Annotated in this window: 23 protein-coding genes and 1 riboswitch; of the genes, 17 read left to right on the top strand and 6 right to left on the bottom strand. The window is 73.3% G+C overall.

Annotated elements, in window-relative coordinates:
- The first annotated feature begins 24 nt into the window (after positions 1-24).
- The 3 genes from A6A27_RS13460 (at position 25) to truA (ending at position 2544) form a co-directional block, all read left to right on the top strand.
- Positions 25-1047, top strand: coding sequence for a DNA-directed RNA polymerase subunit alpha (locus A6A27_RS13460; protein ID WP_013735931.1), 1023 nt, complete (start codon positions 25-27; stop codon positions 1045-1047).
- 34 nt (positions 1048-1081) lie between these two features.
- Positions 1082-1636: a 50S ribosomal protein L17 gene (gene rplQ, locus A6A27_RS13455; protein WP_073834914.1), complete on the top strand. Its 555-nt coding sequence runs from the start codon at positions 1082-1084 to the stop codon at positions 1634-1636.
- 74 nt (positions 1637-1710) lie between these two features.
- Entirely contained in the window at positions 1711-2544 is an 834-nt protein-coding gene (gene truA, locus A6A27_RS13450) for a tRNA pseudouridine(38-40) synthase TruA (protein ID WP_073834913.1), read from the top strand.
- A 26-nt stretch (positions 2545-2570) separates the two neighbouring features.
- Here the strand turns inward: truA and A6A27_RS13445 are convergent, their stop codons facing one another.
- The gene (locus tag A6A27_RS13445) at positions 2571-3767 is read right to left on the bottom strand and encodes a hypothetical protein (RefSeq protein ID WP_073834912.1); all 1197 of its coding nucleotides are present in this window, start codon (positions 3765-3767) and stop codon (positions 2571-2573) included.
- Between the two features lie 127 nt (positions 3768-3894).
- Here A6A27_RS13445 and A6A27_RS13440 point away from each other — a divergent pair, with 127 nt between their 5' ends.
- The 10 genes from A6A27_RS13440 to thiC all read left to right on the top strand — a co-directional run bounded on the left by A6A27_RS13440 (position 3895) and on the right by thiC (position 13456).
- A complete protein-coding gene (locus A6A27_RS13440; RefSeq protein WP_073834966.1) occupies positions 3895-4500 on the top strand; it encodes a class I SAM-dependent methyltransferase in 606 nt (201 codons plus the stop codon).
- 40 nt (positions 4501-4540) lie between these two features.
- Positions 4541-6220, top strand: a complete 1680-nt coding sequence (locus A6A27_RS13435; protein ID WP_073834911.1) for an ATP-binding cassette domain-containing protein — start codon at positions 4541-4543, stop codon at positions 6218-6220.
- 147 nt (positions 6221-6367) lie between these two features.
- Positions 6368-7330 (top strand): aldo/keto reductase, encoded by a 963-nt coding sequence (locus A6A27_RS13430; RefSeq protein ID WP_198940287.1) that lies wholly within the window; start codon positions 6368-6370, stop codon positions 7328-7330.
- A 162-nt stretch (positions 7331-7492) separates the two neighbouring features.
- A riboswitch (TPP riboswitch) is annotated at positions 7493-7600 on the top strand.
- Positions 7595-8221: a thiamine phosphate synthase gene (gene thiE / locus A6A27_RS13425; RefSeq protein ID WP_073834909.1), complete on the top strand. Its 627-nt coding sequence runs from the start codon at positions 7595-7597 to the stop codon at positions 8219-8221. Its footprint overlaps the riboswitch before it by 6 nt.
- Positions 8215-9309: a glycine oxidase ThiO gene (gene thiO, locus A6A27_RS13420; protein ID WP_073834908.1), complete on the top strand. Its 1095-nt coding sequence runs from the start codon at positions 8215-8217 to the stop codon at positions 9307-9309. The genes thiE and thiO overlap by 7 nt, the downstream gene beginning before the upstream one ends.
- Entirely contained in the window at positions 9300-9500 is a 201-nt protein-coding gene (thiS, locus tag A6A27_RS13415) for a sulfur carrier protein ThiS (protein ID WP_073834907.1), read from the top strand. Before thiO ends, thiS begins: the two co-directional genes overlap by 10 nt.
- Positions 9501-9505: 5 nt before the next feature.
- Entirely contained in the window at positions 9506-10276 is a 771-nt protein-coding gene (locus tag A6A27_RS13410) for a thiazole synthase (protein WP_443189970.1), read from the top strand.
- Positions 10277-10362: 86 nt separating this feature from the next.
- The gene (locus tag A6A27_RS13405; RefSeq protein ID WP_073834965.1) at positions 10363-11061 is read left to right on the top strand and encodes a thiamine phosphate synthase; all 699 of its coding nucleotides are present in this window, start codon (positions 10363-10365) and stop codon (positions 11059-11061) included.
- A complete protein-coding gene (gene thiD / locus A6A27_RS13400) occupies positions 11058-11846 on the top strand; it encodes a bifunctional hydroxymethylpyrimidine kinase/phosphomethylpyrimidine kinase (RefSeq protein WP_073834905.1) in 789 nt (262 codons plus the stop codon). The genes A6A27_RS13405 and thiD overlap by 4 nt, the downstream gene beginning before the upstream one ends.
- A gap of 17 nt (positions 11847-11863) precedes the next feature.
- A complete protein-coding gene (thiC, locus tag A6A27_RS13395) occupies positions 11864-13456 on the top strand; it encodes a phosphomethylpyrimidine synthase ThiC (RefSeq protein WP_073834904.1) in 1593 nt (530 codons plus the stop codon).
- A 46-nt stretch (positions 13457-13502) separates the two neighbouring features.
- Here thiC and A6A27_RS13390 read toward each other — a convergent pair whose 3' ends face one another.
- The 4 genes from A6A27_RS13390 to A6A27_RS13375 form a co-directional block, all read right to left on the bottom strand.
- Positions 13503-16766 (bottom strand): hypothetical protein, encoded by a 3264-nt coding sequence (locus A6A27_RS13390; protein ID WP_073834903.1) that lies wholly within the window; start codon positions 16764-16766, stop codon positions 13503-13505.
- Positions 16767-16840: 74 nt separating this feature from the next.
- On the bottom strand, positions 16841-17149 hold the full coding sequence (locus A6A27_RS13385; protein ID WP_073834902.1) for a cupin: 309 nt from the start codon (positions 17147-17149) through the stop codon (positions 16841-16843).
- Entirely contained in the window at positions 17146-18096 is a 951-nt protein-coding gene (locus A6A27_RS13380; RefSeq protein ID WP_073834901.1) for an LLM class F420-dependent oxidoreductase, read from the bottom strand. Before A6A27_RS13380 ends, A6A27_RS13385 begins: the two co-directional genes overlap by 4 nt.
- Positions 18097-18098: 2 nt before the next feature.
- Positions 18099-18893, bottom strand: coding sequence for an ABC transporter ATP-binding protein (locus tag A6A27_RS13375; protein ID WP_073834900.1), 795 nt, complete (start codon positions 18891-18893; stop codon positions 18099-18101).
- A 285-nt stretch (positions 18894-19178) separates the two neighbouring features.
- On the opposite strand from A6A27_RS13375, the gene A6A27_RS13370 reads away from it, so the two are divergent.
- Together A6A27_RS13370 and A6A27_RS13365 are read left to right on the top strand one after the other, a co-directional pair.
- The gene (locus A6A27_RS13370; protein WP_073834899.1) at positions 19179-20210 is read left to right on the top strand and encodes an ABC transporter substrate-binding protein; all 1032 of its coding nucleotides are present in this window, start codon (positions 19179-19181) and stop codon (positions 20208-20210) included.
- Positions 20211-20309: 99 nt separating this feature from the next.
- On the top strand, positions 20310-21140 hold the full coding sequence (locus tag A6A27_RS13365; RefSeq protein ID WP_073834898.1) for an ABC transporter permease: 831 nt from the start codon (positions 20310-20312) through the stop codon (positions 21138-21140).
- A 197-nt stretch (positions 21141-21337) separates the two neighbouring features.
- Here the strand turns inward: A6A27_RS13365 and A6A27_RS13360 are convergent, their stop codons facing one another.
- A complete protein-coding gene (locus A6A27_RS13360) occupies positions 21338-22519 on the bottom strand; it encodes an ABC transporter substrate-binding protein (RefSeq protein ID WP_073834897.1) in 1182 nt (393 codons plus the stop codon).
- A 445-nt stretch (positions 22520-22964) separates the two neighbouring features.
- Here A6A27_RS13360 and A6A27_RS13355 point away from each other — a divergent pair, with 445 nt between their 5' ends.
- Together A6A27_RS13355 and A6A27_RS13350 are read left to right on the top strand one after the other, a co-directional pair.
- Positions 22965-25970, top strand: coding sequence for a sensor histidine kinase (locus A6A27_RS13355; RefSeq protein ID WP_073834896.1), 3006 nt, complete (start codon positions 22965-22967; stop codon positions 25968-25970).
- On the top strand, positions 25967-26374 hold the full coding sequence (locus A6A27_RS13350) for a roadblock/LC7 domain-containing protein (RefSeq protein WP_073834895.1): 408 nt from the start codon (positions 25967-25969) through the stop codon (positions 26372-26374). The genes A6A27_RS13355 and A6A27_RS13350 overlap by 4 nt, the downstream gene beginning before the upstream one ends.
- Positions 26375-26424: the final 50 nt, after the last annotated feature.

Here is a 26424-nt window from a genome sequence, read left to right as displayed (position 1 = left end):
GCGCCCCGGAAGAGAAGAGAAAAGATGCTCATCAGTCAGCGACCGACCCTCTCCGAGGAGTCGATCAACGAGACCCGGTCCCGGTTCACCATCGAGCCGCTGGAGCCGGGCTTCGGCTACACCCTGGGCAACTCGCTGCGGCGTACGCTGCTGTCGTCCATCCCGGGTGCGGCCGTCACCTCGATCAAGATCGACGGCGTGCTGCACGAGTTCACCACGATCCCCGGGGTCAAGGAGGACGTGGTCGAGCTCGTCATGAACATCAAGGAGCTCTGCGTCAGCTCCGAGCACGACGAGCCGGTCAGCATGTACCTGCGCAAGCAGGGCCCGGGCGACGTGACCGCCGGTGACATCCAGCCCCCGGCCGGTGTCTCCGTGCACAACCCGGACCTGAAGCTCGCCACCCTGAACGGCAAGGGCCGGCTCGACATGGAGCTGACCGTCGAGCGGGGTCGGGGCTACGTCACGGCGGCGCAGAACAAGCAGGCGGGCGCGGAGATCGGCCGGATCCCGGTCGACTCGATCTACTCGCCGGTGCTCAAGGTGACCTACCGCGTCGAGGCGACCCGTGTCGAGCAGCGGACCGACTTCGACCGGCTGATCATCGACGTCGAGACCAAGCCGTCGATGGGCCCGCGTACCGCGCTGGCCTCGGCCGGCTCGACGCTGGTGGAGCTGTTCGGGCTGGCCCGGGAGCTGGACGAGACCGCCGAGGGCATCGACATCGGGCCGTCCCCGCAGGACGCCCAGCTGGCGGCGGACCTGGCTCTGCCGATCGAGGAGCTGGACCTCACCGTCCGCTCCTACAACTGCCTCAAGCGCGAGGGCATCAACTCCGTTGGTGAGCTGATCGGGCGTACCGAGGCGGACCTCCTCGACATCCGGAACTTCGGTCAGAAGTCGATCGACGAGGTCAAGATGAAGCTCGCCGGGATGGGCCTGGGGCTGAAGGACTCCGCCCCGAACTTCGACCCGGCGCACGTCGTGGACGCCTTCGGCGAAGCCGACTACGACACCGACGACTACCGCGAGACCGAGCAGCTCTAAGTCCGGCTGCCGCCACATCTGAGGAGCACCAACAATGCCCACGCCCACCAAGGGCCCCCGCCTCGGCGGCAGCCCCGCGCACGAGCGGCTGATGCTGGCCAACCTGGCCACCTCGCTGTTCCAGCACGGCAAGATCCAGACCACCGAGACGAAGGCCCGGCGGCTGCGTCCGCTGGCCGAGCAGCTGATCACCAAGGCCAAGCGGGGCGACCTCGCCTCGCGTCGGCGGGTGCTGGCCGTCGTCAAGGACAAGGACGTGGTCTACACCCTGTTCGACCAGATCGCGCCCCGGTACGCCAACCGCAACGGTGGCTACACCCGGATCGTGAAGACCGGCCCGCGCAAGGGTGACGCCGCTCCGATGGCGATCATCGAGCTGGTGGAGGAGCTTCAGGTCGCCGAGCCGAAGGCGAACAAGAAGACCGCCGCCCGCAAGGCCGCGCAGCAGGACAAGGTCGAGGCCCTGGCCCCGGCCGAGGAGACCCCGGCGGCCCCGGCCGACCAGGACTCCGAGCCGCCGGTGCACGTCTCCGGTGACACCGCCGCCGCCCGCGAGGACAGCGACGAGGCCAGCGAGAACAAGGCCTGAGCAGAGGCAGCATCGTCGGGCCCGGCATCCCCTCGTGGGGTGCCGGGCCCGACGCCGTCAACGGGAGGTACGAGGTGGACGAGCGGACCCGGCTGCGGCTGGACGTCTCGTACGACGGCACCGGCTTCTCCGGCTGGGCCGCCCAGCCCACCCGGCGCACCGTCGCCGGGGTGCTGGTCGAGACGCTGGACCTGATCCTCGGTGCGGGCACCGCGACCGGGTTGACCGTGGCCGGCCGCACCGACGCCGGCGTGCACGCCACCGGGCAGGTCTGCCACCTCGACCTGCCGACCGCCGGGTGGCGGCAGCACGAGGGGGGCCTGCTGCGCCGCCTGGCCCGGCTGCTCCCGCCCGACGTGCGGGTACGCGCCATGACCGAGGTTCCGGCCGACTTCGACGCCCGCTTCTCGGCCACCTTCCGCCGCTACGAGTACCGCGTCACCGACGCTCCGTGGGGTGCCGAGCCGTTGCGCCGCACCGACACCCTCGCCTGGCCGAAGCCGCTGGACCTGGCGGCGCTGAACGCCGCCGCCGGCGGCCTGGTGGGGGAGCACGACTTCGCCGCGTACTGCCGGCGCAAGGAGAACGCCACCACGCTGCGCGAGGTGACCCGGCTGGACTGGCGGCGCGACCCGGACGGGATCCTGGTCGCCACGGTGCAGGCCGACGCGTTCTGCCAGGCGATGGTGCGTAGCCTGGTCGGCGCCATGCTGGTCGCCGGGGACGGCCGCCGGCCGGTGGAGTGGCCGGCCAGCCTGCTGAGCCGGCGGGAACGGTCCAGCGAGGTGACCGTGGCCCCGGCGCACGGACTGACCCTGGTCGCCGTCGGCTATCCGGACGACCCCGCCGAGTACGCCCGCCGCGCCGATCTCACCCGCCGGCTCCGGGTCCCGGTCGCCGAGGGCTGACCGTCCTTCCGGCGCCGGGCCGCCCGTCAGTTGTTGCGGGGGCTCCGCTGGTCGGTCGCGTTCTGGCCGGCGCTGTCGTCGGTCTGCGGCTGGGTGGGCTGGCTGGCCACCCCGCCGTTCGCCCGGCGCTCCAGCACGCCGCGGTTGAGGTGGACCTCGATCAGGTCGTACAGGATGTCGCGCGCGTTGGCGTCGGTGGAGCTGATTCGCTGCCCGTCCGCGCGGGCGACCAGGCAGTAGGCGAGGTAGTGCCCGCGTACCTGCCAGCCGACCCGGGCGCCGGCCTTCGCCACGGCCTCGGTGCTGTTGTCGACCGACATGCCCTGCAGCCGGCCCTGCCGTTCGTCAAGCAGCTGCCGCATCCGGTCCCGGGCCCGCTGGGCGCTGGCCACGTCGGTCAGGTTGAACAGGCCGGCGGTGATCAGGTAGTCCCCGTCGGGGGAGCGGAGGGTCGCCCGGACCACCTGGTTGCAGCCGAGGCGGACGAGCAGGTCGGCGATCTCATCGGTCGCCGCGACCGCGCAGCTGCCGCTGGACTGCGACTTGAGCACCTGGTAGGCCGGCTGGCCGCTGGCGACCACGAGCTGCCGGCCCGGGAAGACCTCCTTGGCGGTGAGCGCCGACTGGTCGGTGTCCCGGGAGTCCAGGTCCTTCCCGTCGGCGGCGGCCGACTGCTCCACCACGGGCTGCCCGGTCTGCTGGCCGGCCTGCGGGTTGCCGGTCCGCTCCTGGAGCAGGGCGGCGACGGCCAGGCCGCAGAGCGCGAGCAGCACCAGCACGGCGGCGCCGCCGATCAGCACCTGCCAGGCCCGGCCGCCGCCGCGCCTGCGGGCGGGCCTGGCAGGCTCGGCCTGATCCAGCTCGTCTGCCGTGCGGGTGACCGGGGGCTCCGCGGCCGGCGCGGATGGGCGCGCCGCGGTGGTGGACGCCGGCGGCGCTGCCTCCCGATGCGGTGCGGCGGTGGACGCCGGCGGCGGCGTCGGCCCGGTGGCCCGGGCGGCGGCCGGAGCGGACGCCTGCCGGGCCGGCGCCGGGGCGGGGGCCGGGGCCGGGATGACGTCGACGGGCGGTCGGGTGCGCCGCACCGGCGGGGGCAGCGACGGAGTGGGGAAGCGGGACGGCGAGGGGCCCGCGGGTGGAGGTGCCGCGGGTACGGACGGCTCCGACCCGGGCCTCGGGTACTCCAGGAAGCCGTCCTTATCGGACTCGTACCGATACACCATGTGCGTTACCCTAGGACCCATTGTCCCTTTCGGGGGTAATATCGGGAAAATCAAGCGAAGTGGTGTCGCATCTACTTCGCCCGCACCGTCGGCGGTGCCGTCCGGGGCCGGTGCGACAATGCCGGACGTGACCGGCGACCACTACTTCACCGCTGAACCCACCACCCCCGCCCGGCCGCGCGAGGTCGAGTTCTCCGTGGCCGGGCGCGACTACACCCTCACCTCGGCCGCCGGCGTCTTCTCCGCCGACCGGCTCGATCCCGGCACCGCCGTCCTGCTGCGTAAGGCCGAGCTGCCGACCGCTGGCACCACCGGCCCACTGCTCGACGTCGGCTGCGGGTTCGGGCCGATCACCTGCGTACTGGCCACCAGCGCGCCGTCCGCCACCGTCTGGGCGGTCGACGTCAACGAACGGGCCCGGGAACTCACCGCCGCCAACGCTGCCCGGGTGGGCGTCGCCGACCGCGTCCGGGTGGCCGCGCCGGACGACGTACCGGCCGACCTCTCCCTTGCCCAGATCTGGTCCAACCCGCCGATCCACATTGGCAAAGCGGAGCTGCACGAACTGCTGCTCCGCTGGCTGCCCCGGCTCGCCCCGGACGGGGTGGCGTGGCTGGTCGTCGCCCGGCACCTCGGCGGCGACTCGCTGCACCGCTGGCTCATCGAGCAGGGCTGGCAGGTCGAGCGGCACGCCAGCCAGAAGGGCTACCGGGTGCTGCGGGTCACCCGATAATCGAGTGTCGCCGTCCCGCCCCCTCGGGCAGGATGCCCGCGTGGGATACGTGGACGTGGCAGGGGTCGGGCACTTCCTCCCGGACGGTCGGGAGCTCTTCGCCGAGGTGTCGTTCCGGGTCGGTGAGGGCGCCAAGGTGGCCCTCGTCGGGCCCAACGGCGCCGGCAAGACCACCCTGCTCCGGATGGTCGCCGGCGACCTGCCGGTGAAGACCGGCGCGATCGCCCGCTCCGGCGGTCTCGGCGTGATGCGGCAGTTCATCGGGATGATCGGGGACGACTCGACGCTCGCCGACCTGGCCCTCGCGCTCGCCCCGCCGGCGCTGCGGGACGCCGGCCGCCGGCTCGCCGAGACCGAGGCGGCCATGCGGGTGGCCGAGGTCCGCGGCAAGTACAGCACCGCCGCCGGCAAGGCCCAGCTCGCGTACGCGGACGCGCTCGCGGCCTGGGGTGAGGTCGGCGGGTACGACGCCGAGGTGCTCTTCGACACCGTCACCACCATCGTCCTCGACCTGCCGTGGGATGCCGCCCGGGACCGCCCGGTGCGGACCCTCTCCGGCGGCCAGCAGAAGCGCTTCGCCCTCGAACTGCTGCTCCGGGGCACCGACGAGGTGCTCCTCCTCGACGAGCCGGACAACTTCCTCGACGTGCCGGGCAAGCGGTGGCTGGAGGCACGGCTGCGCGAGTCCGGCAAGTCGGTGCTCTACGTCTCCCACGACCGGGAGCTGCTGGCGCAGACCGCCGACCGGGTGGTCGCCGTCGAAGGTGGCAGCGCCTGGGTGCATCCGGGCAGCTTCGCGAGCTGGCACGAGGCGCGGGTGGCCCGGCACGCCCGCCTGGACGAGCTGCGGAAGCGCTGGGACGAGGAGCACCAGAAGCTGCGCGAGCTGGTGCTGATGTACAAGCAGAAGGCCGCGTACAACTCCGACATGGCCTCGCGTTACCAGTCGGCGCAGACCCGGTTGCGCAAGTTCGAGGAGGCCGGCCCGCCGCCCGTACCCCCGAAGGACCAGGACATCCGGATACGGCTGACCGGCGGGCGGACCGGCAAACGGGCGGTGATCTGCGAGCAGCTCGAGCTCGACGGCCTGACCTACCCCTTCGAACTGGAGCTCTGGTACGGCGACCGGGTCGCCGTGCTGGGCGCGAACGGGACGGGCAAGTCGCATTTCCTCCGCCTGCTGGCCCGCGGCGGGAGCGACCCGGACCCGGCCAACGCGCCGGTCGACGGCGCGGCCGCGCTTGCCCCCGTCGCCCACGGCGGGGTGGTACGCCTCGGCGCCCGGGTCCGGCCCGGGCACTTCTCGCAGACCCACGACCGGCCGGAGCTGGTGGAGAGGACGCTGGTCGACATCCTCTGGCGGGGCGACGAGCACCGGGCCGGGATGGACCGGCACGCGGCGATGGCGGCGCTGTCCCGGTACGAGCTGGCCGGGCAGGGCGATCAGCGTTTCGGCACCCTCTCCGGTGGCCAACAGGCCCGCTTCCTGGTACTGCTGCTGGAGCTCTCCGGCGCGACCCTGCTGCTGCTCGACGAGCCGACCGACAACCTCGACCTGGCCTCCGCCGAGGCGCTCGAAGCCGGGCTGGCCGCGTTCGAGGGGACGGTGATCGCGGTGACCCACGACCGCTGGTTCACCCGCTCCTTCGACCGGTTCGTGCTGTTCCGTGGCGACGGCGAGGTGGTGGAGACCCCCGAGCCGGTCTGGGACGTCGGCTGACCGGGCCGGTGCCTTCGACCCGGGTCCGCCGCGAGTTCGGCGCGGCGGCCCCGGGTGAGCGCCGCTGTGGAGCTGATGTCGTGAACGACTCACCGGGTCGTCCCGACCTCGGGGCTCGACCAGTTGCGCTCTCCGCCCGGGCATAGAGTGGATCTCGTGAGTGAGATGACGTACCGCCGGCTGGGCGACTCCGGGCTCGTGGTGTCCGTGGTCGGCATCGGCTGCAACAACTTCGGCCGCAAGCTCGACCTCGACGGCACCCGGGCGGTGGTCGAGGCCGCGCTCGACGCCGGGATCAACTTCTTCGACACCGCCGACATCTACGGCGAGCCGCAGGGTAGCTCCGAGGAGCTGCTCGGGCAGGCGCTCAAGGGCCACCGCGAGGACGTGGTGGTCGCCACCAAGTTCGGCATGGACATGCACGGCCTGAACGGGCCGGACTTCGATGCCCGGGGTGCCCGCCGCTACATCGCTCGCGCAGTCGAGGCGTCGCTGCGCCGGCTCGGCACCGACCACATCGACCTGTACCAGATGCACGAACCCGACCCCGACACTCCGATCGACGAGACACTTGCTGCCCTGGACGACCTGGTCCGTACCGGCAAGGTCCGCTACCTCGGCAACTCGAACTTCGCCGGCTGGCAGATCGCCGACGCCGACTGGACCGCGTCCTCCCAGGGCCGCACCCGCTTCATCTCCGCGCAGAACCACTACAGCCTGCTGGAGCGGCGCGTCGAGGCCGAGGTCATCCCGGCCTGCGAGCGGTTCGGCCTGGGCATGCTGCCGTTCTTCCCGCTGGCCAACGGCCTGCTCACCGGCAAGTACCACCGGGGCGAGGTACCGCCCGCCGGCAGCCGGCTCTCCGGCGGCGGCCGGTACGCCGAGCGGCTGGCCGCGGCGGACTGGGACACCATCGAGGCGATCGAGGCGTACGCGGCGGAGCGTGGGATCTCGATGCTCCAGGTGGCCATCGGTGGGCTCGCCGCCCGCCCGGCGGTGACCTCGGTGATCGCCGGTGCCACCACGCCCGAGCAGGTACGCGCCAACGCCGAGGCGGGTGCCTGGCAGCCCACCGACGAGGACCTGGTCGCCCTCGACGCCATCCTCTGACCCGGCTTTCCGCTGCCCCGGCGCCCGTTCTGTTCGGCACCGGGGCAGCGTGCTGTCCGCTCCAGCCTGCTGGCAGCACCCGTGGCCGGGCAGGGCGGCGGTGGGTGGGAAAAGTGCCACCGGCCTTGGCGGATCCGCGGCGGACGTCGTACTGTAGGCCACAAGTGACTCACGGGAGCCCGGTGCACCGGGCTGAGAGGGGGGCTGCAGCCCCCGACCGTCGAACCTGATCCGGGTAATGCCGGCGCAGGGAGGAGTGTTGCCGTGCCGTCCCTGGGACGTCTGCATCTGATCACCGACACTCGGCCGGGGCGGGATCCGCTCGCCGTGCTGCGCGCCGCCCTGCCGGTGGCCCGCGCCGAACTGGTCGTCCAGGTCCGGGTTTTGGACGACGCTACCGACCGGGAGGCGTACGAACTGGCCCATCGGGTGGTCGCGCTGTGCCGGCCGTACGGGGCGACCTGCCTGGTCAACGACCGGCTGCACGTGGCGCTCGCGGTGGACGCCGCAGGTGGCCACGTCGGAGCGGACGACCTGCCCGTGGCAGCCGCCCGTCACGTGCTCGGCGCCGCCGCCGTGCTCGGCGCCACCGCTCGGGAACCGGGGGCCGCCGTCGCGGCGGTCGCCGCCGGAGCCAGCTACCTGGGCGTGGGTCCCTGCCACGCCACCGCCACCAAGGCCGGGCTGCCCGACCCGATCGGCCCCCAGGGGGTACGCGCGGTCGCCGGGGCGGTGGACGTACCGGTGATCGCGATCGGCGGGGTGACCGCCGCGCGGGTGCCGGCGCTGCGGGCCGCCGGGGCGTACGGGGTGGCGGTGGTCGGGGCGCTGTCCGAGGCCGCCGACCCGGCCCGGACCGCCGCCGAGCTGCTCGGGGCACTGACGTGCTGATCCGGCCGGACGTCGCCATCGTGGGGGCGGGACCGGTCGGGCTGGCGATCGCGTGGCGGTGCGCGCAGCGCGGGCTGCGGGTGGTCGTCCATGATCCGGCACCGGGCTCCGGGGCGTCGCACGTGGCGGCCGGGATGCTGTCGCCGGTGGCCGAGGCGTACTTCGGCGAGCACGAGCTGACCGGGCTGCTCGCCGAGTCCGCCGCCCGCTGGCCGGCCTTCGCCGCCGAGCTGACCGAGGTCGCCGGCACCGACGTCGGGTACCGCACCGGCGGCACGCTGGTGGTCGGGTTGACCGCCGACGACCTGGCCGAGGCGCGCCGGCTCTGGTCGTACCAGCAGGGGTTGGGGCTGTCGATCACGCCGCTGCGTCCCTCCGCGCTGCGGGACCGCGAGCCGGCGCTGGCCCCGCGGGTGCGCGGCGGCGCGTTCGCTCCCGGCGACCATCAGGTCGACCCGCGCCGGCTGGTGGCGGCGCTGTGCGCGGCGGCCGAGCGGGCCGGTGCCGTGCTCCGCCCTGCCCCGGTCGCCCGGCTCTCCGACGTGGACGCCCGGTTCACCGTGGTCGCCGCCGGGTGCGGCGCGGCGGCGCTCACCGGGCTGCCGGTCCGGCCGGTGAAGGGGCAGGTGCTCCGGCTCCGCGCGCCCGGTGGCGGCGCGCCGGGCTTCCGGCACGTGGTCCGGGGGTACGCCGACGGCGAGTCGATCTATCTGGTGCCCCGGGACAGCGGCGAGGTGGTGGTCGGGGCGACCGTCGAGGAGCGCACCGACACCGAGGTGACCGCCGGGGCGGTGCTCCGGCTGCTCCGCGCCGCCGTCGACCTGGTTCCCGAGCTGGCCGAGTACGACCTGGTCGAGGCGTCCGCCGGGCTGCGCCCCGGTACGCCGGACAACGCGCCGATCATCGGGCCGCTGCCCGGCCGACCGGGCGTGCTCGTCGCCACCGGCCACCACCGGCACGGCATCGTGCTCACCCCGGTCACCGCCGACCTCGTCACCGAGCTGATCGCCACCGGCGAGCCGGACCCGCTGCTCGCCCCGTTCACCCCGGACCGGTTCGTACCCGAGGAGGAGCCCGGATGGAACTGATCGTCAACGGCGCCGGGCGGAGCGTGCCCGGCGGAGCGACCGTCGCCGACGTGGTTCGGGAGGTCACCGGCCAGCGGCGCGGTCTGGCGGTCGCGGTCAACGGCGAGGTGGTGCCGCGCGGCGGTTGGTCGGCGACCGTCCTGCGCGACGGCGACCGGGTCGAGGTGCTCAGCGCCGCCCAGGGCGGGTGAGCGTCATGGCCCTTGAGATCGGCGGGACCGCGTTCGGCTCCCGGCTCATCCTCGGTACCGGCGGGGCGGCCAACCTGCGCGTGCTGGAGCAGGCGATCCGCGCCTCCGGCACCGAACTGGTCACCGTGGCGCTCCGCCGGGTCGACACCGCGCCGGGCACCGGCGGCGGCCTGCTCGACCTGCTCGACCGGTGCGGCGTACGGGTGTTGCCGAACACGGCCGGCTGCCACACCGCGTCGGAGGCGGTGAAGGTGGCCCAGCTGGCCCGGGAGGCGTTCGACACCGACTGGGTGAAGCTGGAGGTGATCGGCGACGAACGCACGCTGCTGCCCGACGGGGTGGAGCTGCTGCGCGCCGCCGAGGACCTGGTGGCGGACGGGTTCACCGTGCTGCCGTACACCTTCGACGATCCGGTCCTGGCCCGGCGGCTGGCCGACGTGGGCTGCGCGGCGGTGATGCCGGCCGGCGCGCCGATCGGCTCCGGCCTGGGCGTGAGCAACCCGCACCACATCCGGCTGATCCGGCAGAGTGTCGACGTGCCGGTGATCCTCGACGCCGGCATCGGCACCGCCTCGGACGCCGCGCTCGCCATGGAGCTGGGCTGCGACGCGGTGCTGCTGGCCAGCGCGGTCACCCGGGCCGCCGACCCGGTGGCGATGGCCACCGCCATGCGGTACGCGGTGGCGGCCGGTCGGCTCGCGTACGGGGCGGGGCGGATCGCCCGCCGCTTCCACGCCCTTGCCTCCACCCCCGACGAGGGAAGACCGGACCTGTGACCGCACCGTCCGGGGTGGCCGCCGGTCACCAAGCTGAAGGAGATCTTGGTAGGAGAGGGTCCTTGGAGGGGCCGGATTCTTCCAAGATCTCGTCGAGCGCCGCACCGTCCGGCCTGGTGGTCCTGACCGATCGACGGTTGGCGCGGGGGCCGCTGCCCGAGGTGATCGCAGCGGTCGTGGGCGGGGGAGTGCGCTGGGTGGTGCTGCGAGAGAAGGACCTGCCCCGCGCCGAGCGGGCCGCCCTCGCCGGCGAGCTGCGGGCGATCCTCGCCGAGGCGGGCGGCACCCTGGTCGTCGCCGGTCCCGACCCGCTCGGCGGCGACGCCGTCCACCTGCCCGCTGCCGGCCCGTATCCACCGCCGGTCGTCGGCCTCGTCGGCCGCTCCTGTCACGACGAGGCGGAGCTACGCCGGCTCACCACAGAGGACTACGTGACGTTGTCGCCGGTCTGGGCGACCAGAACCAAGCCGGGCTACGGCCCACCCCTGCTCCCGGCACGACTCGCCGACCTGATCGAGCTCAGCCCGGTGCCGGCCTTGGCCCTCGGCGGCATCGAGACGCCCGAACAGGTCACCGCGTGCGTTGAGGCGGGCGCCGTCGGGGTGGCGGTGCTGGGTGGCGTCATGCGCGCCGAGGACCCCGGTGCGGCGGCCGCCACGCTAGCCGAGAGCTTCCACGAGGCGCTCACCCCGCCGACCGTGCCCACGGAGGGATCAAGCCTGACCGCCCGGAGTGGGCACGGTCGGCCGCAGCCCCCAACCGCAACCACGATGGGGGAGATGTGACACCGCGGACAGTCCTGACCATCGCCGGATCAGACGCCGGCGCCGGCGCCGGCATCCAGGCTGACCTCAAGGTCTTCGCCGCCCTCGGCGCGTACGGCACCAGCGTGATCACCGCGATCACCGCGCAGAACACCCGGGGCGTCGACGCCGTCCTGCCGCTGCCCCCGCAGACCGTCCGGGGCCAGCTCGACAGCGTGCTCGGCGACTTCGCCGTGCGCGCGGTGAAGACCGGCATGCTCGGCACCCCGGCGGTCGCCGACGCGATCGCCGAGGCGGCGGAGGCGGGGCGGCTGCCCCGGCTCGTCGTCGACCCGGTGCTGGTCGCCACCAGTGGACACCCGCTCGGGGTGGTGGAGGCGGTGCAGCGGCTGCTGCCGTACGCCGAGGTGGTGACGCCGAACTGCGCGGAGGCCGCGGCGCTCACCGGACGCCCGGTGACCACGGTCGAGGAGATGGTCACGGCGGCCGAGGCCCTCGCGGCCGCCGGCCCGGCGCACGTGGTGGTGACCGGCGGCGACGTGGACGCCGCGGGTGAGTCGGTGGACGTGTTGGTCGGCGGCGGGGCGACCAGGCTGCTGCGGGGGCCCCGCGTGTCCACCCGGCACACCCACGGCACCGGCTGTTCGTTCTCGGCGGCGATCGCCGTCCGGCTGGCGGCAGGCGATCCGGTGCCGGTCGCGGTCACCGCCGCCAAGGAATACGTCGCCCGCGCGCTGGCCGGCGCGCGGGACTGGGAACTGGGCGCGGGATCCGGCCCGCTGGACCACTTCGGCTGGTCCGCTTGAGCCGACAGGAGGCTGGCATGCAGGCACGACGCAAGGTGTACGTCGAGGGGTCACGCGCGGACGTCCGGGTGCCGTTCGCCGAGGTGACGCTGACCGGGGACAACCCGCCGGTGCGGCTCTACGACACCTCCGGTCCCGGCTCCGACCCGGCGGTGGGGCTGCCGCCGCTGCGCGGACCGTGGATCGCCGAACGCGGTGACGTGGCACCGGTGCGCGACGCGGGCACCCCGCTGGCCGGTGCCGACGGGAAGCGCCCGACCCAGCTCGCGTACGCGCGGGCCGGGCTGGTCACGCCGGAGATGGAGTTCGTGGCGATCCGGGAGGGCGTGCCGCCGGAGTTCGTCCGGGACGAGATCGCCGCCGGGCGGGCGGTGCTGCCGCTCAACGTCAACCACCCGGAGTGCGAGCCGGCGATCATCGGCAAGGCGTTCCTGGTGAAGGTGAACGCCAACATCGGCACCTCGGCCGTCACCTCCTCCATCGCCGAGGAGGTGGAGAAGCTGACCTGGGCGACCCGCTGGGGTGCGGACACCGTGATGGACCTGTCCACGGGGCAGCGGATCCACGAGACCCGCGAGGCGATCGTGCGGAACGCGCCGGTGCCGATCGGAACCGTGCCGATCTATCAGGCGCTGGAGAAGGTCGGTGGCGACCCGGTGCGGTTGAGCTGGGAGGTGTTCCGCGAGACGGTCGTCGAGCAGGCCGAGCAGGGCGTCGACTACATGACCGTGCACGCCGGGGTGCGGCTGCCGTACGTGCCGCTGGCCGTGGACCGGGTGACTGGCATCGTCTCCCGGGGCGGCTCGATCATGGCGGCCTGGTGCCTGGCGCACCACGAGGAGAACTTCATCTACACGCACTTCGCGGAGCTGTGCGAGATCTTCGCCCGGCACGACGTGACGTTCTCGCTCGGCGACGGGTTGCGCCCCGGCTCGATCGCGGACGCCAACGACGAGGCGCAGTTCGCCGAACTGCGTACCCTCGGCGAGCTGACGCGGATCGCCTGGGAGCACGACGTCCAGGTGATGATCGAGGGCCCCGGGCACGTGCCGATGCACAAGATCAAGGAGAACGTGGACCGCCAGCAGGAGTGGTGCCACGAGGCGCCCTTCTACACGCTGGGGCCGCTGACCACTGACATCGCGCCCGCGTACGACCACATCACCTCGGCGATCGGCGCCGCGATGATCGGCATGTACGGCACCGCGATGCTCTGCTACGTCACCCCGAAGGAGCACCTCGGGCTGCCGGACCGGGACGACGTGAAAGCGGGCGTGATCGCGTACAAGATCGCGGCGCACGCGGCGGACCTGGCCAAGGGACACCGCGGGGCGCAGGCCTGGGACGACGCGCTGTCCCGGGCCCGGTTCGAGTTCCGCTGGGAGGACCAGTTCAATCTCGCGCTTGATCCGGAGACCGCGCGGTCGTACCACGACGCGACGCTCCCCGCCGAGCCGGCGAAGACCGCGCACTTCTGCTCGATGTGCGGGCCGAAGTTCTGCTCCATGAAGATCACCCAGGAACTGGCGGACTACGCGGCGCGCGGCATGCGGGACAAGTCCGCCGAGTTCCGCTCGACCGGTTCCCGGGTCCACCTGCCGCTGGCCTGAGCGCCTCCGGCCCGGACCGGCCAGGTGGCCGGCCCGGACCGGGGGGTCAGTCGCGGTGGTGGCGGCCGCCGCGCAGCGTAGGGATGTCCTGCCCGTCGTCCGAGGCGAGTCCGGCGACCCAGTCGACGTACTCATCGTCCTGCGCCAGCGACTCGGACTCGCGGCCCGCGTCACCCGGCGTGCCCTTGGCCCGGTTGCGCCGGAACAGGCCACGGAGCTTCGACCGTCCGTCACCCGGCTCCCCGCCCTCCTCACCTTCGGTCGGGGATCCGGTGGTGTCGGCGTGCCGGCCGCCGGGCTGCGGGGCGTTCGGCAGGACGGGGGTCGCCTGCCGGGCGTTGGCGAAGGCGTCCCAACGGGCCTCCCGGCCCAGGTCGGGCAGGGCCCGGTGACGGGGACGCGGCATCGGCTCGACCTGGGCTGCCCCGGTCGGCGCCTCCGTCCGGTCCGGAGTGTCCGTCGTGCTGCCGGTGGCACCGGTCGGGTCGCCGCCGCCGCTGCTGCCCGGCCCGGCACCGTCCCGTGGGCCGACCGGTTGGCTGGGTGGGAGTGCCACCGGCCCGGTCGGCAGGGCTTCCTCCGGCGGATCCGTCACGTCCTCGAAGATCGGGAAGCGCGGGCGCGGCGACGCCGGTGCGTCGGCCGGCCCGGGTAGGTCGGTCGCCGCGGGCTCGTCGTCGGAGAAGAAGTAACTCCGGGTTGGGCGTCCACCCTCGTTGATCTGGGGATCCGCCGTGGCGTCGGACGGCTCGGCGCCGAACAGCGGCGTCCGGCCGCCGGGCCGCTGGTCGAGGTCACCGGCCGCCCGGGGGGCCGGCGGCGTCGCCGGAGACGCCGAGCGCGCCGGTACGTCGACCTCGGGCGCAGCCGGGTGCGGGTCGGCCGGGGGCACCTCTGGTGTCGCCCGAACGTGCGGCGCCTCGATCGGGGCCGCCTGGGCCGGGTCCGCCTCGATCCGGGGCGCCCGGGCCGGGTCCGCCTCGGTCGAGGCCGTCCGGGCTGGCCTCCGGCGGGCTCGGGTCGCTTGGGCCGGCTTCGCCTCGATGGAGGGCGCCGCGCCGGGCGTTCCTTCGGCCGGCTTCGCCTCGGTGGAGGCCGCCGCGCCGGGCGCCGCCTCGGCTGGGGTCGCCCCGGTCGACGAGGCCGGGGCGGGGCTCGTCGCGCCGGCCGGAGTCGTTGCGGTTGCCGGGCTGGTGCGGGTCTTGCGTCCGCGCCTGGATCGGCTGCCCGGGCGGGCGCTCGTCGAGCCCGGATCGCCGGCACCGGCCGCCGCCTCCGCCGCCGAGGGGTTCGCCGACGCGCTCTCCGGTGCGGCTGCGGCCGGCTCCTGCCCGACCTGGACCGGCGCGGCGGCGTCCACGGCAGGCGAATCCGTTCGCGGGTCCGTTTCGGCGTCGGTCAGCTGGCCGCTGCCCGCTTCGGCCGGGACCGCCTTGGCCGCGGCCGGTGCCGGCCGCGGTTGCCGGCGGGACTGGCGACCGGCAGTCGGTCGCGCGGCGGGTGCCGGGGCCGTCGAGTCGTCTCCGTCCGCCCGGGCCGGCGCCTCGTGGTCGGGCAGGCCGCCGCCCGGTGGCACGGTGGGCGACGTCGTGGCTGCCTCCCCGAGTGGCGTGCTGTGGTCCGGCTCCGGTCCGGCCGGCGTTTCGGCCCGCGGCGACGGCGCCGCGCCCGCGAGCGCCGCGACGTCCGGCGACGGCATCCGCTCCGGAAGCGTCGCCGGGGCCGGGGCGGCGGTCGACTCCTGCGGCTTGACCGCCTGCTCCGGCGCCGGGCGGCCGGCGGCGAGCACGTCGATGGCGGCGGTGCGCCGCCGCGGGGGCAGCAGCCCGGGCACCGGCAGAGTCTGCGTCAGGTCGTCGGCGTCCCGCACGGCCTCGGGCACATCGCTGCCGGCGTCGCCGGCCGGGCTCGGCGAAGCCGCCGGCTCCGGCTCGGCAGCGGCCCCGGCGAGGGAACCCGGCTCGTCGGCGGAGTTGCGCTCGTCGGTGCCACCCCGGCCGGCCGGGGTGGCGGGCTCAACGGAGGCGGCGTGGCCGGCGGCAATGCGGCGGTCAACGCCGGCGCGGTCGCCGGAGGTGCGCGGGCCCTCGATCTCGATGGGCCCGGCCGCGGCCGGGCGGTCCTCGAACGCGGTGTGCTCCTCGGAAACCGTGCGGTCGTCCAGGCCGGTGCGGTCGGGGGTCGTCCGGTCGGCCCGGGACCGGTGGGCCGGCCGGGGCGATGGCGTGAGCCCGGAGGGCCGCGGCCAGTCCCAGTGGGCGGGTGTGGGGGCGCCGGCACTCCGGGGGGTCGGCTCCCGCCCGGCCTCGGGAAGGCTCGATTGCATGGCCGTACGTTCGACAGCCGCCAGGGAGTCGGTGGCCGGCTCCGCGGCGAAGCCCGGGTCGCCGGGACCGGCGGGCGACGACGGCAGGGGCTGGAGGATGTCGGTCGGCTCGATCGCGGTGGTTTCGGTCTCCGCGACCGGCCGGCGCAGCACCGTCGTGGCGGCCGAGCCGAGCGCCCCGACGGCCACCGCGACCAGCGCCCCGTAGTAGGGGGCGAGCTGGTAGCGGTCGGTCGCGACGCCGGGGCCGGCGGTCAGGTACGCGAAGGCCAGCAGGATCGGGCCGGCCGCCCCGGCCGCCCCCCCGACGAGCGGGGAGTGCCCGCGCCGGCGGGCCAGCGCCCCGACGGCCGCGCCGGCCAGCAGGGCCACCGTGGGCATGATCAGCGCGGCCAGGCGTTGCGCCGGCGCGGGATCCAGCCAGGACGGTTCGAGGACCCCCAGGCGTACGCTGAGCAGCGGCCCGGTCGAGGCCACCGACGGCGCGGCGGAGACCAGCGCGAGCAGCCAGACAGCCCCCGCGGACAGCGCGATGTTCCAACCCAGCGGCGGCTTGAGCAGGACGGCGATCGCGGCGCCCGCCCCGACCACCGCGCCGAGGATCGCGCAGATGCCGACCGCCCACACCGGCTCGATGGTGCCGCCGAGCTCGGCCGCGCGGGCCGGCTGCATGCACAGTGGTGCGACGACGATCGCGCCCAGGGCGGCGGCACCGGCGACGGCGAGCTGTTCGCTGGTGCCGCCGGGCAGCCCGTCCCGCCGGGCGAACCGTTCGGTGAGGACGGCGCCGGTCACCGCGGCGATCGCCGCGAACCAGGCGACCCAGACGAGCTGGGCCGGCCACCGGTTGACCGAGCCGTCGATGAACGCGCCGTTGAGGCGTACGACGCCGAACCCGTATGCGATGCCGAGCTGGCCGGCCCCGGCCAGCAAGCTCACCACGAGCGCCGTGAGCAGCAGCCTGCCCCACGTCCGAAAGGCCATGTCCGGCACGTTACGGCCAGGTGGGGTCGATCGCCACTTACCACTCTGGGTGCGGCGCGCTGGTGTCGGGGTGGTTACTTCAGCTCGACGAGGCGGGCCAGGTAGGTGGTGTCGCCGACGTTGGTCAGCATGTGCACGGCGCCGGGGTCGCGGTAGACCACCCCGCCGGTCGGCTCGTCGGCATCGATGGTGGTGCCGTCGATGGTCTGCACCACGTTCTTCGCACCCTGGATCGCGACCACCAGGTACGGGTGGGCGTGCCGGTGCAGCGGCTGCCGCTCGCCCGGCTCCAGGCGGATGTGCCAGACCCGCACCTTGTCGTTCTCGAAGACGATCTCCTGGCCCACGGGGCCGAGTTCGAGGTCGGCGGAGAGGTCGGTCATCGGGTTCCGTCCAGTTGGGGGAGCACCTCGGCGGCGATGAGCTCCAGGTGGTCGAGGTCGTCGAAGTCGATCAGGCGCAGGTGTACCCGGGTGGCGCCGACGACGGCGAACTCGCCGAGCCGGTCGACGAGTTGGGCGGGTGAGCCGATCACCGGATCCTCCGCGGGGAGGGCGCTCTTGACGTGCAGCGGCGCGGCCCGGCGCTGCGCCTCCGCGTCGGTACGGCCGATGGCCACCACCACCCCGGCGGAGAGCACCAGCGGCGGCCGCCCCGACTCGGCGCGGCCGGTCCGGTCGCACGCCTCGCGTACCCGGTCGTATGCGGCGGCCGTCTCGGCGACAGACTTGAACGGCAGGTTGAACTCGTCGGCGTACCGGGCGGCCAGCTCAGGGGTGCGCTTGGGGCCCCGCCCACCGACGATCACCGGCGGGCCGGGCCGCTGCACCGGCTTGGGCAGCGCGGGCGCGTCGAGGAGTTGGTAGTGCTCGCCGGCGAAGCTGAACGTCTCGTCCGCCGGGGTACGCCACAGCCCGGTGATGATCTCCAGCTGCTCGGCCAGCCGGTCGAACCGCTCCACGACCGGGGGGAACGGGATGCCGTACGCGGTGTGCTCCCGCTCGTACCAGCCCGCGCCGAGGCCCAGCTCGACCCGGCCGCCGCTCATCTGGTCGACCTGGGCGACCAGCACGGCCAGGGGCCCGGGCAGCCGGAAGGTGGCCGAGCTGACCAGCGTGCCGAGCCGGATCCGGGAGGTCTCCCGGGCCAGCGCGGCCAGCGTGAGCCAGGCGTCCGTGGGCCCGGGCAGGCCCGGGTCATCGCCCATCGACCGGTAGTGGTCGGCCCGGAAGAAGCCCTCGAAGCCGGTTTCCTCCACCCGCCGGGCGAAGCGGAGCTGGTTGTCGTAGCTGGCTCCGCGGTGCGGCTCGGTGAAGACCGACACTCGCATGGTCACTGCCGGGCCGCCCCGGCCGGCTCCGGCTGCGCGGGCGCGTCCCGCTCCATCAGCAGCTCGTGCAGGTCGGCGCTGATCCGGGCCACGTCGGCCAGGTGCGCGTGCCGGCCGAGGGTGCGCGGCCGGGGGACGTCCACCTCGACCACCTTGCGGATCCGGCCGGGGCGCGGACTGAGCACGACCACCCGGTCGGCGAGCAGCACCGCCTCGTCGATGGAGTGGGTGACGAAGACGATGGTCGCCTTCGTCTCCATGTGCACCCGCTGGAGCTCGCCGGAGAGTTCCTCCCGGGTGAGCGCGTCGAGCGCCGAGAAGGGCTCGTCCATGAGCATCACGCGTGGTCCGCCGATCAGCGACCGGCACAGCGAGACCCGCTGCTGCATGCCGCCGGAGAGCTCGTGCGGCAGGCGCTTCTCGAAGCCGCCGAGCCCGGCCATCGCCAGCAGCTCGCAGGCCCGGTCCCGGTGCTTCGCCCGGCTCCAGCCGAAGATCTCCACCGGCAGCAGGACGTTGTCCAGCACCGTGCGCCAGGGCAGCAGCGCGGGCCGCTGGAACAGCATGGCGATGTCCCGGCGGGGCTTGGTGATGGGCGTCCCGGCCACGGTGATCTCGCCCGCGGTGGCCGGGAGCAGGCCGGCGATCATGCGGAGCAGTGTCGACTTGCCGCAACCGGAGCGGCCGAGGATGGCGACGAACTCGCCTTCCGCGACGTCGAGGTCGATGCCGCGCAGGGCCTCGACCCGTCCCGAGCGGCCGTCGAAGGTGCGGGACACCTCGGACAGTCGGATCATCTCCCGCCGGCTCCCTTCCACGTCACGAACGTGAGCCGGGCTAGCGTAGCGGGCGCAGCCTTGCATAGCACCGTCCGGGTTAGACGGCAGTCCGGTTTACGTCAGGCAACTTCGTATCCGTTCCGCAACCCGTACGCCTGACGGCATTCAACTAGCTTCTCGTACGCTGTTGCGCGCGAAGAATCCCCTCACGACGGTCCGGTCGGCTGTCCCCTCCTGCCGGTACCGTCGAACCACGACCCGGCTAGGCGGACATTGCCTGGTCGGAAAGGACATGGTGCATAGATGAGAAGGCTGACCCGTACGGTCGCCGCCGCCGCGCTGGCCACCGCCCTCGCCCTCGTCGCCGGCTGCAGCGGCGACTCGGACAAGTCCGCGGACACCAAGAACGCGGCCAGCGGCACCCTGGAGAAGGTGACCTACCTCACCTCGTTCGGCAACTTTGGGCGTGACTCGTACGCCTGGGTGGCGAAGGAGAAGGGCTTCTTCAAGGAGGCCGGCTTCGAGGTTGACATCAAGCCCGGGCAGGGCACCGGCTCGGTTATCCAGACCATCACCGGCGGCCAGGCCGACTTCGGCCCGATCGACCTGACCGGCGGCCTCCTGCAGATGGGCAACGGCGAGGCCGAGGACTTCGTCGCGGTGGCGGCGATCCAGCAGCGCACCATGGCCGCCATCGTCTCGGTCGAGGGCAAGAACATCGCCACCCCGAAGGACCTGGAGGGCAAGCGGCTTGCCGACACCAAGTTCTCCGTCGTTTACAACCTCTTCCCGACGTACGCCAAGCTGGCCGGCATCGACGCCAGCAAGGTGACCTGGGTCAATGGCGAGGCGCAGGCGCTGATCGGCATGCTGGGCTCCGGCTCGGTCGACGGCATCGGTCAGTTCGTGGTCGGCCAGCCGACCGTCCAGGCGGTGACCACGAAGAAGCCGGTCGTGCTGCCCTACAGCGACGTGATGCAGGACCTCTACGGCAACGCGCTGATCACCTCCGCGAAGATCGCCAAGGAAAAGCCGGAGATGGTCAAGCGCTTCGTCGCGGCGCTGCTCAAGGGCCTCGAGTACAGCCTCGCGAACCCGAAGGAGGCGGCGGACATCCTGAAGAAGAACGTGGACGCGACCAACCCGGCCGCGGCCGCCGCCGAGCTGGAGCTGATGGCCGCGTACGTCCGGTCGAACAACTCCGGCACCGCGATCGGCGCCCTGGACAGCGGCCGGGTGGCCAAGTCCATCGCGCTGCTCCAGGGCGCGGGCGCGCTCAAGCAGAACCTGACCCCCGACCAGATCATCGACTTCAACCTCGCGCCGAAGGCCTGACCGGCCGGTTCGGACTACGGGGGTGCGCCTCGCCGGGGCTCCGGCGGGGGCACCCCCTTCGCGTGCCGGTCGTCCGGCCGGCGGAGAGATGAGGACACCTTGACGCAATTGACCGAGAGCAGCGCCGGGGCACCGGCGCAGCCCCCGCCCGTCCCGCGCCGGTCGGCCGTACGCCCGACCACGGTGCTGCTGCCGGCGATCGGGCTGGTGATCACGGTGACCGCCTGGTGGCTGGTCACCTCGCTGCACCTGATCCACCAGGCGGTGCTTCCCCCGCCGCAGTCGGTGTGGCGCTCGCTGACCGGGTCGGCGCATGTACTGCTGCCGGCGCTGGGGCTCACCACCTGGATGACCCTGCTCGGCTTTCTGCTCTCGTCGGCCGTCGGGGTATTGATCGGCATGGCGCTGGCCGCCTCCCGCCGGGTGGAGCGGATGTTCGCGCCGCTGCTGGTGGCGGTCAACGCGGTGCCGAAGATCGCCTTCGGGCCGCTGCTCGTGGTCGCCGTGGGCTGGGGGGAGAAACCCATCCTGACCATGGTGTTCCTGCTCTGCTTCTTCCCGATCGTGCTGTCCACCGCGACCGGGCTGACCACCACCCCGACGGACCTCGCCGAGCTGGGCCGGTCGCTCAACGCGTCGTGGTGGCAGGCGTTCCGGAAGGTGCGCTTCCCGGCCGCGCTGCCGCAGATCTTCGTCGGGCTCAAGGTGGCCATGCCGCTCGCCGCGATCGGCGCCGTGATCGGGGAGTTCTACTCGGACCAACCCGGGCTGGGCCAGCAGATCATCCAGTACAACGGCATCGGCGACTACCCGACGGCATGGGCGGCGATCGTGCTGGTGGCGCTGATGAGCATCGTGCTCTACTCCGGCCTCACCCTGCTCGAACGCCTGGCCCTCCCCTGGGTCCGAGCCACCACCTCCGCCAGGTAACCACCACAAGGCACGCACGAGACTCACAACGCCGACAGTGGACCGGACGCCGACCGTAGACACCCGAGATCAACCAAGCGGGGGCGGACGGCGCGGAACCACCGACGGTGTGGCCCCAGCGCAACCGGCGGAGGGATCAAGCCTGACCGCCCGGAGCCGGTTGTGCTGGGGCCACACCCCAACCGCAAGGAAGAAAATCAGCCAGCGAGCCGCCAGCGGCCACCCCGCGCCACCAGCGTCGTCAGCGCCTGCGGCATCAGCCCGGAGTGGTTGTCCGGCGTCATCCGGATCGGGCCGGAGAGGCCGTCGAGCTGCGAGGTCTCCAGGACGTCGCGCAGGGCGTCCCGGTTCACCTTGCCGGCCGCGGTGCCGGAGCGCAGCTCGGCGTCCGCGATGAGCTGCACCGCGTCGGCCGCGAACGAGGAGGTGCCGTGGTAGCCGCCGAAACGGGCGGTGTAGTCCTGGAACCACTGTCGCCGGGCCGCCTTGGCGGGGGTGGTGGCGATGACGTCGTCGATCACCATGGTCTGGGTGAAGATCAGCGTCGCCTGTTCCGTCGACTTGGCCGAGGCGCCGAGGAAGAGGTCGCCCGCCGCCGCCGCGTCGAAGAAGAGCGACCCGGGGTAGCGGTTCTCCCGGGCGTTGTCGGCCGCGAGCGAGGCCTGCTCCGGTGAGGTCCAGATGACCAGTGCCTGCGGCTTCTTCGCCACCAGTTGCGAGACCTGGCCGCTGACGTCGGTGTCGGTGGGCCGTACCGCCTCGGCACGGAGCAGCCGGATGCCGGCCTTGCCGAACTCGCGGCGCAGCGCGGTCAGCCCTTCCTGGCCGGACTGGTCGGCGCTGTGCAGCACGGCCACCTTGCGGAGGCCCTTCCGGGCCAGTTCGGCGGTGAGCGCGGCAGCGCTGTCGCCGGCGTTCGGCGCCAGTTTGAAGACGTATTTGCGCTCGGCGACCGGTTCGGTGACGGCGCTGGTGGACGCCAGCGCGATCGTGGGAATGCGCTTCTCGCCGATCGTCCGGGCGGCGCCGACCGCGCAATCGTTGCAACCGCCCATGATGACGGCGCTGATCCGCGAGTCATTGGCGAAATCGTTGATGTTGCGCAAGGATTCGGCGGCGTCCGAGCGGTTGTCCTTCACCTTGAGCTCGATCTTTCGGCCGCCGAGTGCGCCGGAGGAGTTCAGCTGGTCCACCTTCAGTTTCAGCGCGCGTTGGTACACCTTGCCCACCGGCGCGGAGCCGCCGGACAGTTCGAGGTCCGCCGCGATGACGATGGGGCTGATGTCCTGCTGCTCCCCGCCGAACTGGCAGCCGGTGAGCGTGGTGGCCAGCACGGCCGATGCGAGCGCCGCGATGCTCGCGGAGCGGATGGGGCTCAACTCAGTCCTCCAGGTGCGGCGTGGGCGCAGGCCCGATCACCGCCGCTAGTCCGTCCTCAGTGGAGAAACGGGATTGGTCTGCCGTACGGTGTGCGCGAAGCCTGCAAAACCTTGCCAATGCCAAGCCCTGTGGTCAAGCGCGCTGCCGGGAGTTGCGTGGGACGGTCGTCCCACATGCTGGGGGCACGGAACGTTAACCGGTAATTACTGCGCAGATACGAATGACCACCTTGGAGTTACATGCCCTGTTCAGGGGCTTGAGGAAATGAAGGTAATAGTTGACCGGATCAGGGGTTGAGTCGCCGCCGGGCGTTTCCTGCCTCACTGCGGCTTCCCAAGTCGGATCTCTTCTGATGAAATTCCGGCCGTGCCGCGCGTGGCGCTGGCCGCTGCACCAGGCACGGGTCGGCGGGTCAAGCGTGGAAGAAACGACGGAGGCGATGTCGTGAGCACCGGACCTACGACCCTGCCCGAGAGCACTGACGCCGGTCAGCGGAACCGGCGACGGAGGCTGCCTCGGCTGCGAGACGCGCGGATCCGTTCCAAGCTCGCTCTCATCCTGGTTGTTCCGGTGGCAGCCGTCATCGCACTGGCGACCATCCGACTCGTCTCGGTCGGCGAGGGCGCGTACGACGCCACCCGGATCCGGTCGCTGACCGCGCTGTCGATCGACGTGTCGGCGCTGGCCCAGGACCTGCACAAGGAGCGGATGGCGGCGGCCGCGTACCTGGCCGGGGCGGAGCAGAAGCCGGACGACTACAACCTGCGGGTACGGAGTACCGACGAGCGGATCGCGGCGTACCAGGAGGAACGGATCGGGCTCGGCGACGTGCCGGCCTCGGTCCGCAGCCGGCTCAAGGTCATCGACGACCACCTGGCCGCCCTGAACGGCACCCGGCAGGAGGTCCTGGACCGGCAACAGATGCCGGTGGCCAAGGCGACCCTGCGCTACGGCATCATCCTCAACGACCTGGTCGCGTACGGCGACACCCTCGCCCAGCAGCCCGGTGCGGAGGGCATCGCCGATGCCCGGCGGGCGGTGGCCGCGTTCGCCCACGCCAAGGCGGAGGTCGCCGAGGAGCAGGCGGTGGTCTTCACCGCGCTCGCCGCCGGCCGGATCGACGAGGAACAGTTCTCCTCCTTCGTCGGCACCCTGACCGCCCAGCAGGAGGCGCTGATCGCCTTCTCCCAGGCCGCCGAGCCGGCACAGCGTGCCCTGGTGGACAGCACGGTCTCCGGTGACGCGGTGCAGCTCGCCGACCGGGTCGCGAACGACGTGTCCCGTTCGGTCAACAAGGCCCCGCTGGTCGGTCGGGACGACGCCGCGGCCGCCATCGGCGCGGTCAACGACCTGATGCGGTGGGCCGAGATCCAGCTCCAGAACCAGCTGCTCGCCGACGCCGACGCGGTCCTGTCGGCGGTCATCCGGCAGGCCGTCCTGGAGAGCCTGATCGTCCTGCTCACGCTGTTCATCGCGGTGAGCCTGGCCGTGGTCCTGGCCCGCTCGCTGAACGAGTCGCTGCGCCGGCTGCGCGAGGGCGCCCTTGCGGTGGCGAACCACGACCTGCCGGACGCGGTCAACCGGCTGCAGAACGTCAACGCCATCGGCGACGGTGGCGTGGACGAGATCGTCCAGCAGGTCCGGGACCCGATCCAGCTGACCAACCGCGACGAGGTCGGCCAGGTGGCGGCGGCCTTCAACGTGGTCCACCGGGAAGCGGTCCGGGTGGCGGCCGAGCAGGCGGCGCTGCGGACCAGTGTCTCGGCGATGTTCCTCAACCTGGCCCGGCGCTCGCAGAACCTGGTCGACCGGATGATCGGCGAGCTGGACGCGATCGAGCGGGGCGAGGAGGACCCGAAGCGGCTGGCCCAGCTCTTCGAACTCGACCACCTGGCCACCCGGATGCGCCGCAACGACGAGAACCTGCTGGTGCTGGCCGGCGCCGACTCGGCCGTGCCGCGCCGGGACGACGCGCTCCTGGTCGACGTGCTGCGGGCCGCCCAGTCCGAGGTGGAGCTCTACAACCGGATCGAGTTCGGCACCGTCGACACCGACATCTCGGTCGCCGCGCACGCGGTCAACGACGTGGTTCGCCTGGTCGCCGAGCTGCTCGACAACGCCACCCGGTTCTCGCCACCGAACACCACAGTGGTCGCGGACGGTCGACGGATCCGGGACTACGTGCTGATCCAGGTCGAGGACCGCGGCCTCGGCCTCAGCGACGAGCAGCTCGACTCGCTGAACCGGCGGCTGGCCGCCCCGCCCACGGTCGACGTGGCCGCGTTCCGGCTGATGGGCCTGGCCGTGGTCAGCCGGCTTGGCGCCCGCTACGGCATCCGGGTCGAGCTGCGCCGCAACGTCGAGGGCGGCACCGTCGCCCAGGTGACCCTGCCGAACTCCGCCGTGGTGCTGCCGGCGAACCGGGGCCCGGCCCAGCTGAGCCGGCCGCGCCAGCCGCTCGCCGTCGAGCAGGCCCCGCTGAATCCGGTGGGCCACACCGCAGAACCGCTGGCCGGCGCGGGGCGGACCACCACGGCCACGCTCACCGACCAGTGGCGGACCCCCACGCCGCCCGCCCGCTGGCAGTCCCTGGACGAGGCGCGGGACACCGGCCCCGCCGTGCAGGTCGGGGGCGGCACGGGCGCGCTGCCGCCCGTGCCGCCGCCCGCCCCGGCGACCCCCGTCTCCGGTGCCGGCTACGCGGTGGGCGGACCCACCCTCGGGTACCCCGCGCTCGCCCCGCTGCCGAAGCGGACCCCGGGCGGGGAGGTGGCCGCAACCAGCGCGTCGGCCACGCCGCTCGGCCCCACCTCCGCGCCGCCGGCGTACCCCGCCGTGTCGGCGTACCAGCCGCTCGCGTCGGCCCCGCCGGTCGATGTCGCCAAGCCGGCCCCGGCTGCGCCACTGGCGGCCCACCCGGCCGAGGCGCCGATCTTCCGGGAGATGGAGGCGGTCTGGTTCCGCTCGCATGGCGAGGACGAGACCACGATCTTCGCCCGGCCCCGGTTCGACGAAGACCCGCCGCCCGCCCCGAAGCGATCCGCCACCGCGCCGCCGCTGCCGACCCGTACCCCGGGCGCCCAGGCGTCGGCGATGGCCTCGCCACCGCCGTACACCCCGCCGCCCGCCGCCGTGCCCCCGCCCGCGCCGCCCGCGCCGCCGGCGATCGACCCAGACGCCTGGCGGACGGCGGCCGACGACGGTTGGGCGCGGGCCAGCCAGGCCGCGGAGCCCAGCACCGGCGGGACCACCCGCTCCGGCCTGCCGAAGCGCGTGCCGCAGGCCCAGCTCGTTCCCGGCGGCATCGAGCCGAAGGGCGGCCGGTCCCGCGCCAAGCGCACGCCGGATGAAGTACGAGGTCTGCTGTCGGCCTACCACCGCGGTGTGCAGCGGGGTCGGACGGCCGGCGCGGACCTGAACAGCAACTCGACCAAGGAGACGAACCGATGAACAGGCCAGCGGCCATGCAGGACATGGGTTGGCTGCTCACCAACTTCGCCGACAGCGTGGCGGGTATCGCCCACGTGGTGGCGGTGTCCGCGGACGGGCTGCTACTCGCCTCCTCCCGCGACCTGCCGGCGGACCGAGCCGACCAGCTCGCCGCGATCACCTCCGGCGTGGTGAGCCTGACCGAGGGCGCCGCGCGGATGTTCAGCGCCGGCGGGGTGCTCCAGACGGTCATCGAGATGGACAGCGGATACCTGTTCCTCATGTCGATCAGCGACGGCTCCTCGATGGCGGTGCTGGCCGCCCGGAGTTGCGACGTGGGCCAGGTGGGCTACGAGATGGCGCTGCTGGTGGAGCGGGTCGGCCAGGCGCTGGTCCCGCTGCCGCGGGATGCTGTCCGGTCCTGACCGGCGTTCGGTGTGACCTGGTGACCGGGAGCCGACCGGCTCCGTACGGA

Source organism: Micromonospora sp. CB01531 (assembly GCF_001905095.1).
Classification (GTDB): domain Bacteria; phylum Actinomycetota; class Actinomycetes; order Mycobacteriales; family Micromonosporaceae; genus Micromonospora.
This window is presented reverse-complemented; position numbering and strand designations above follow the sequence as displayed.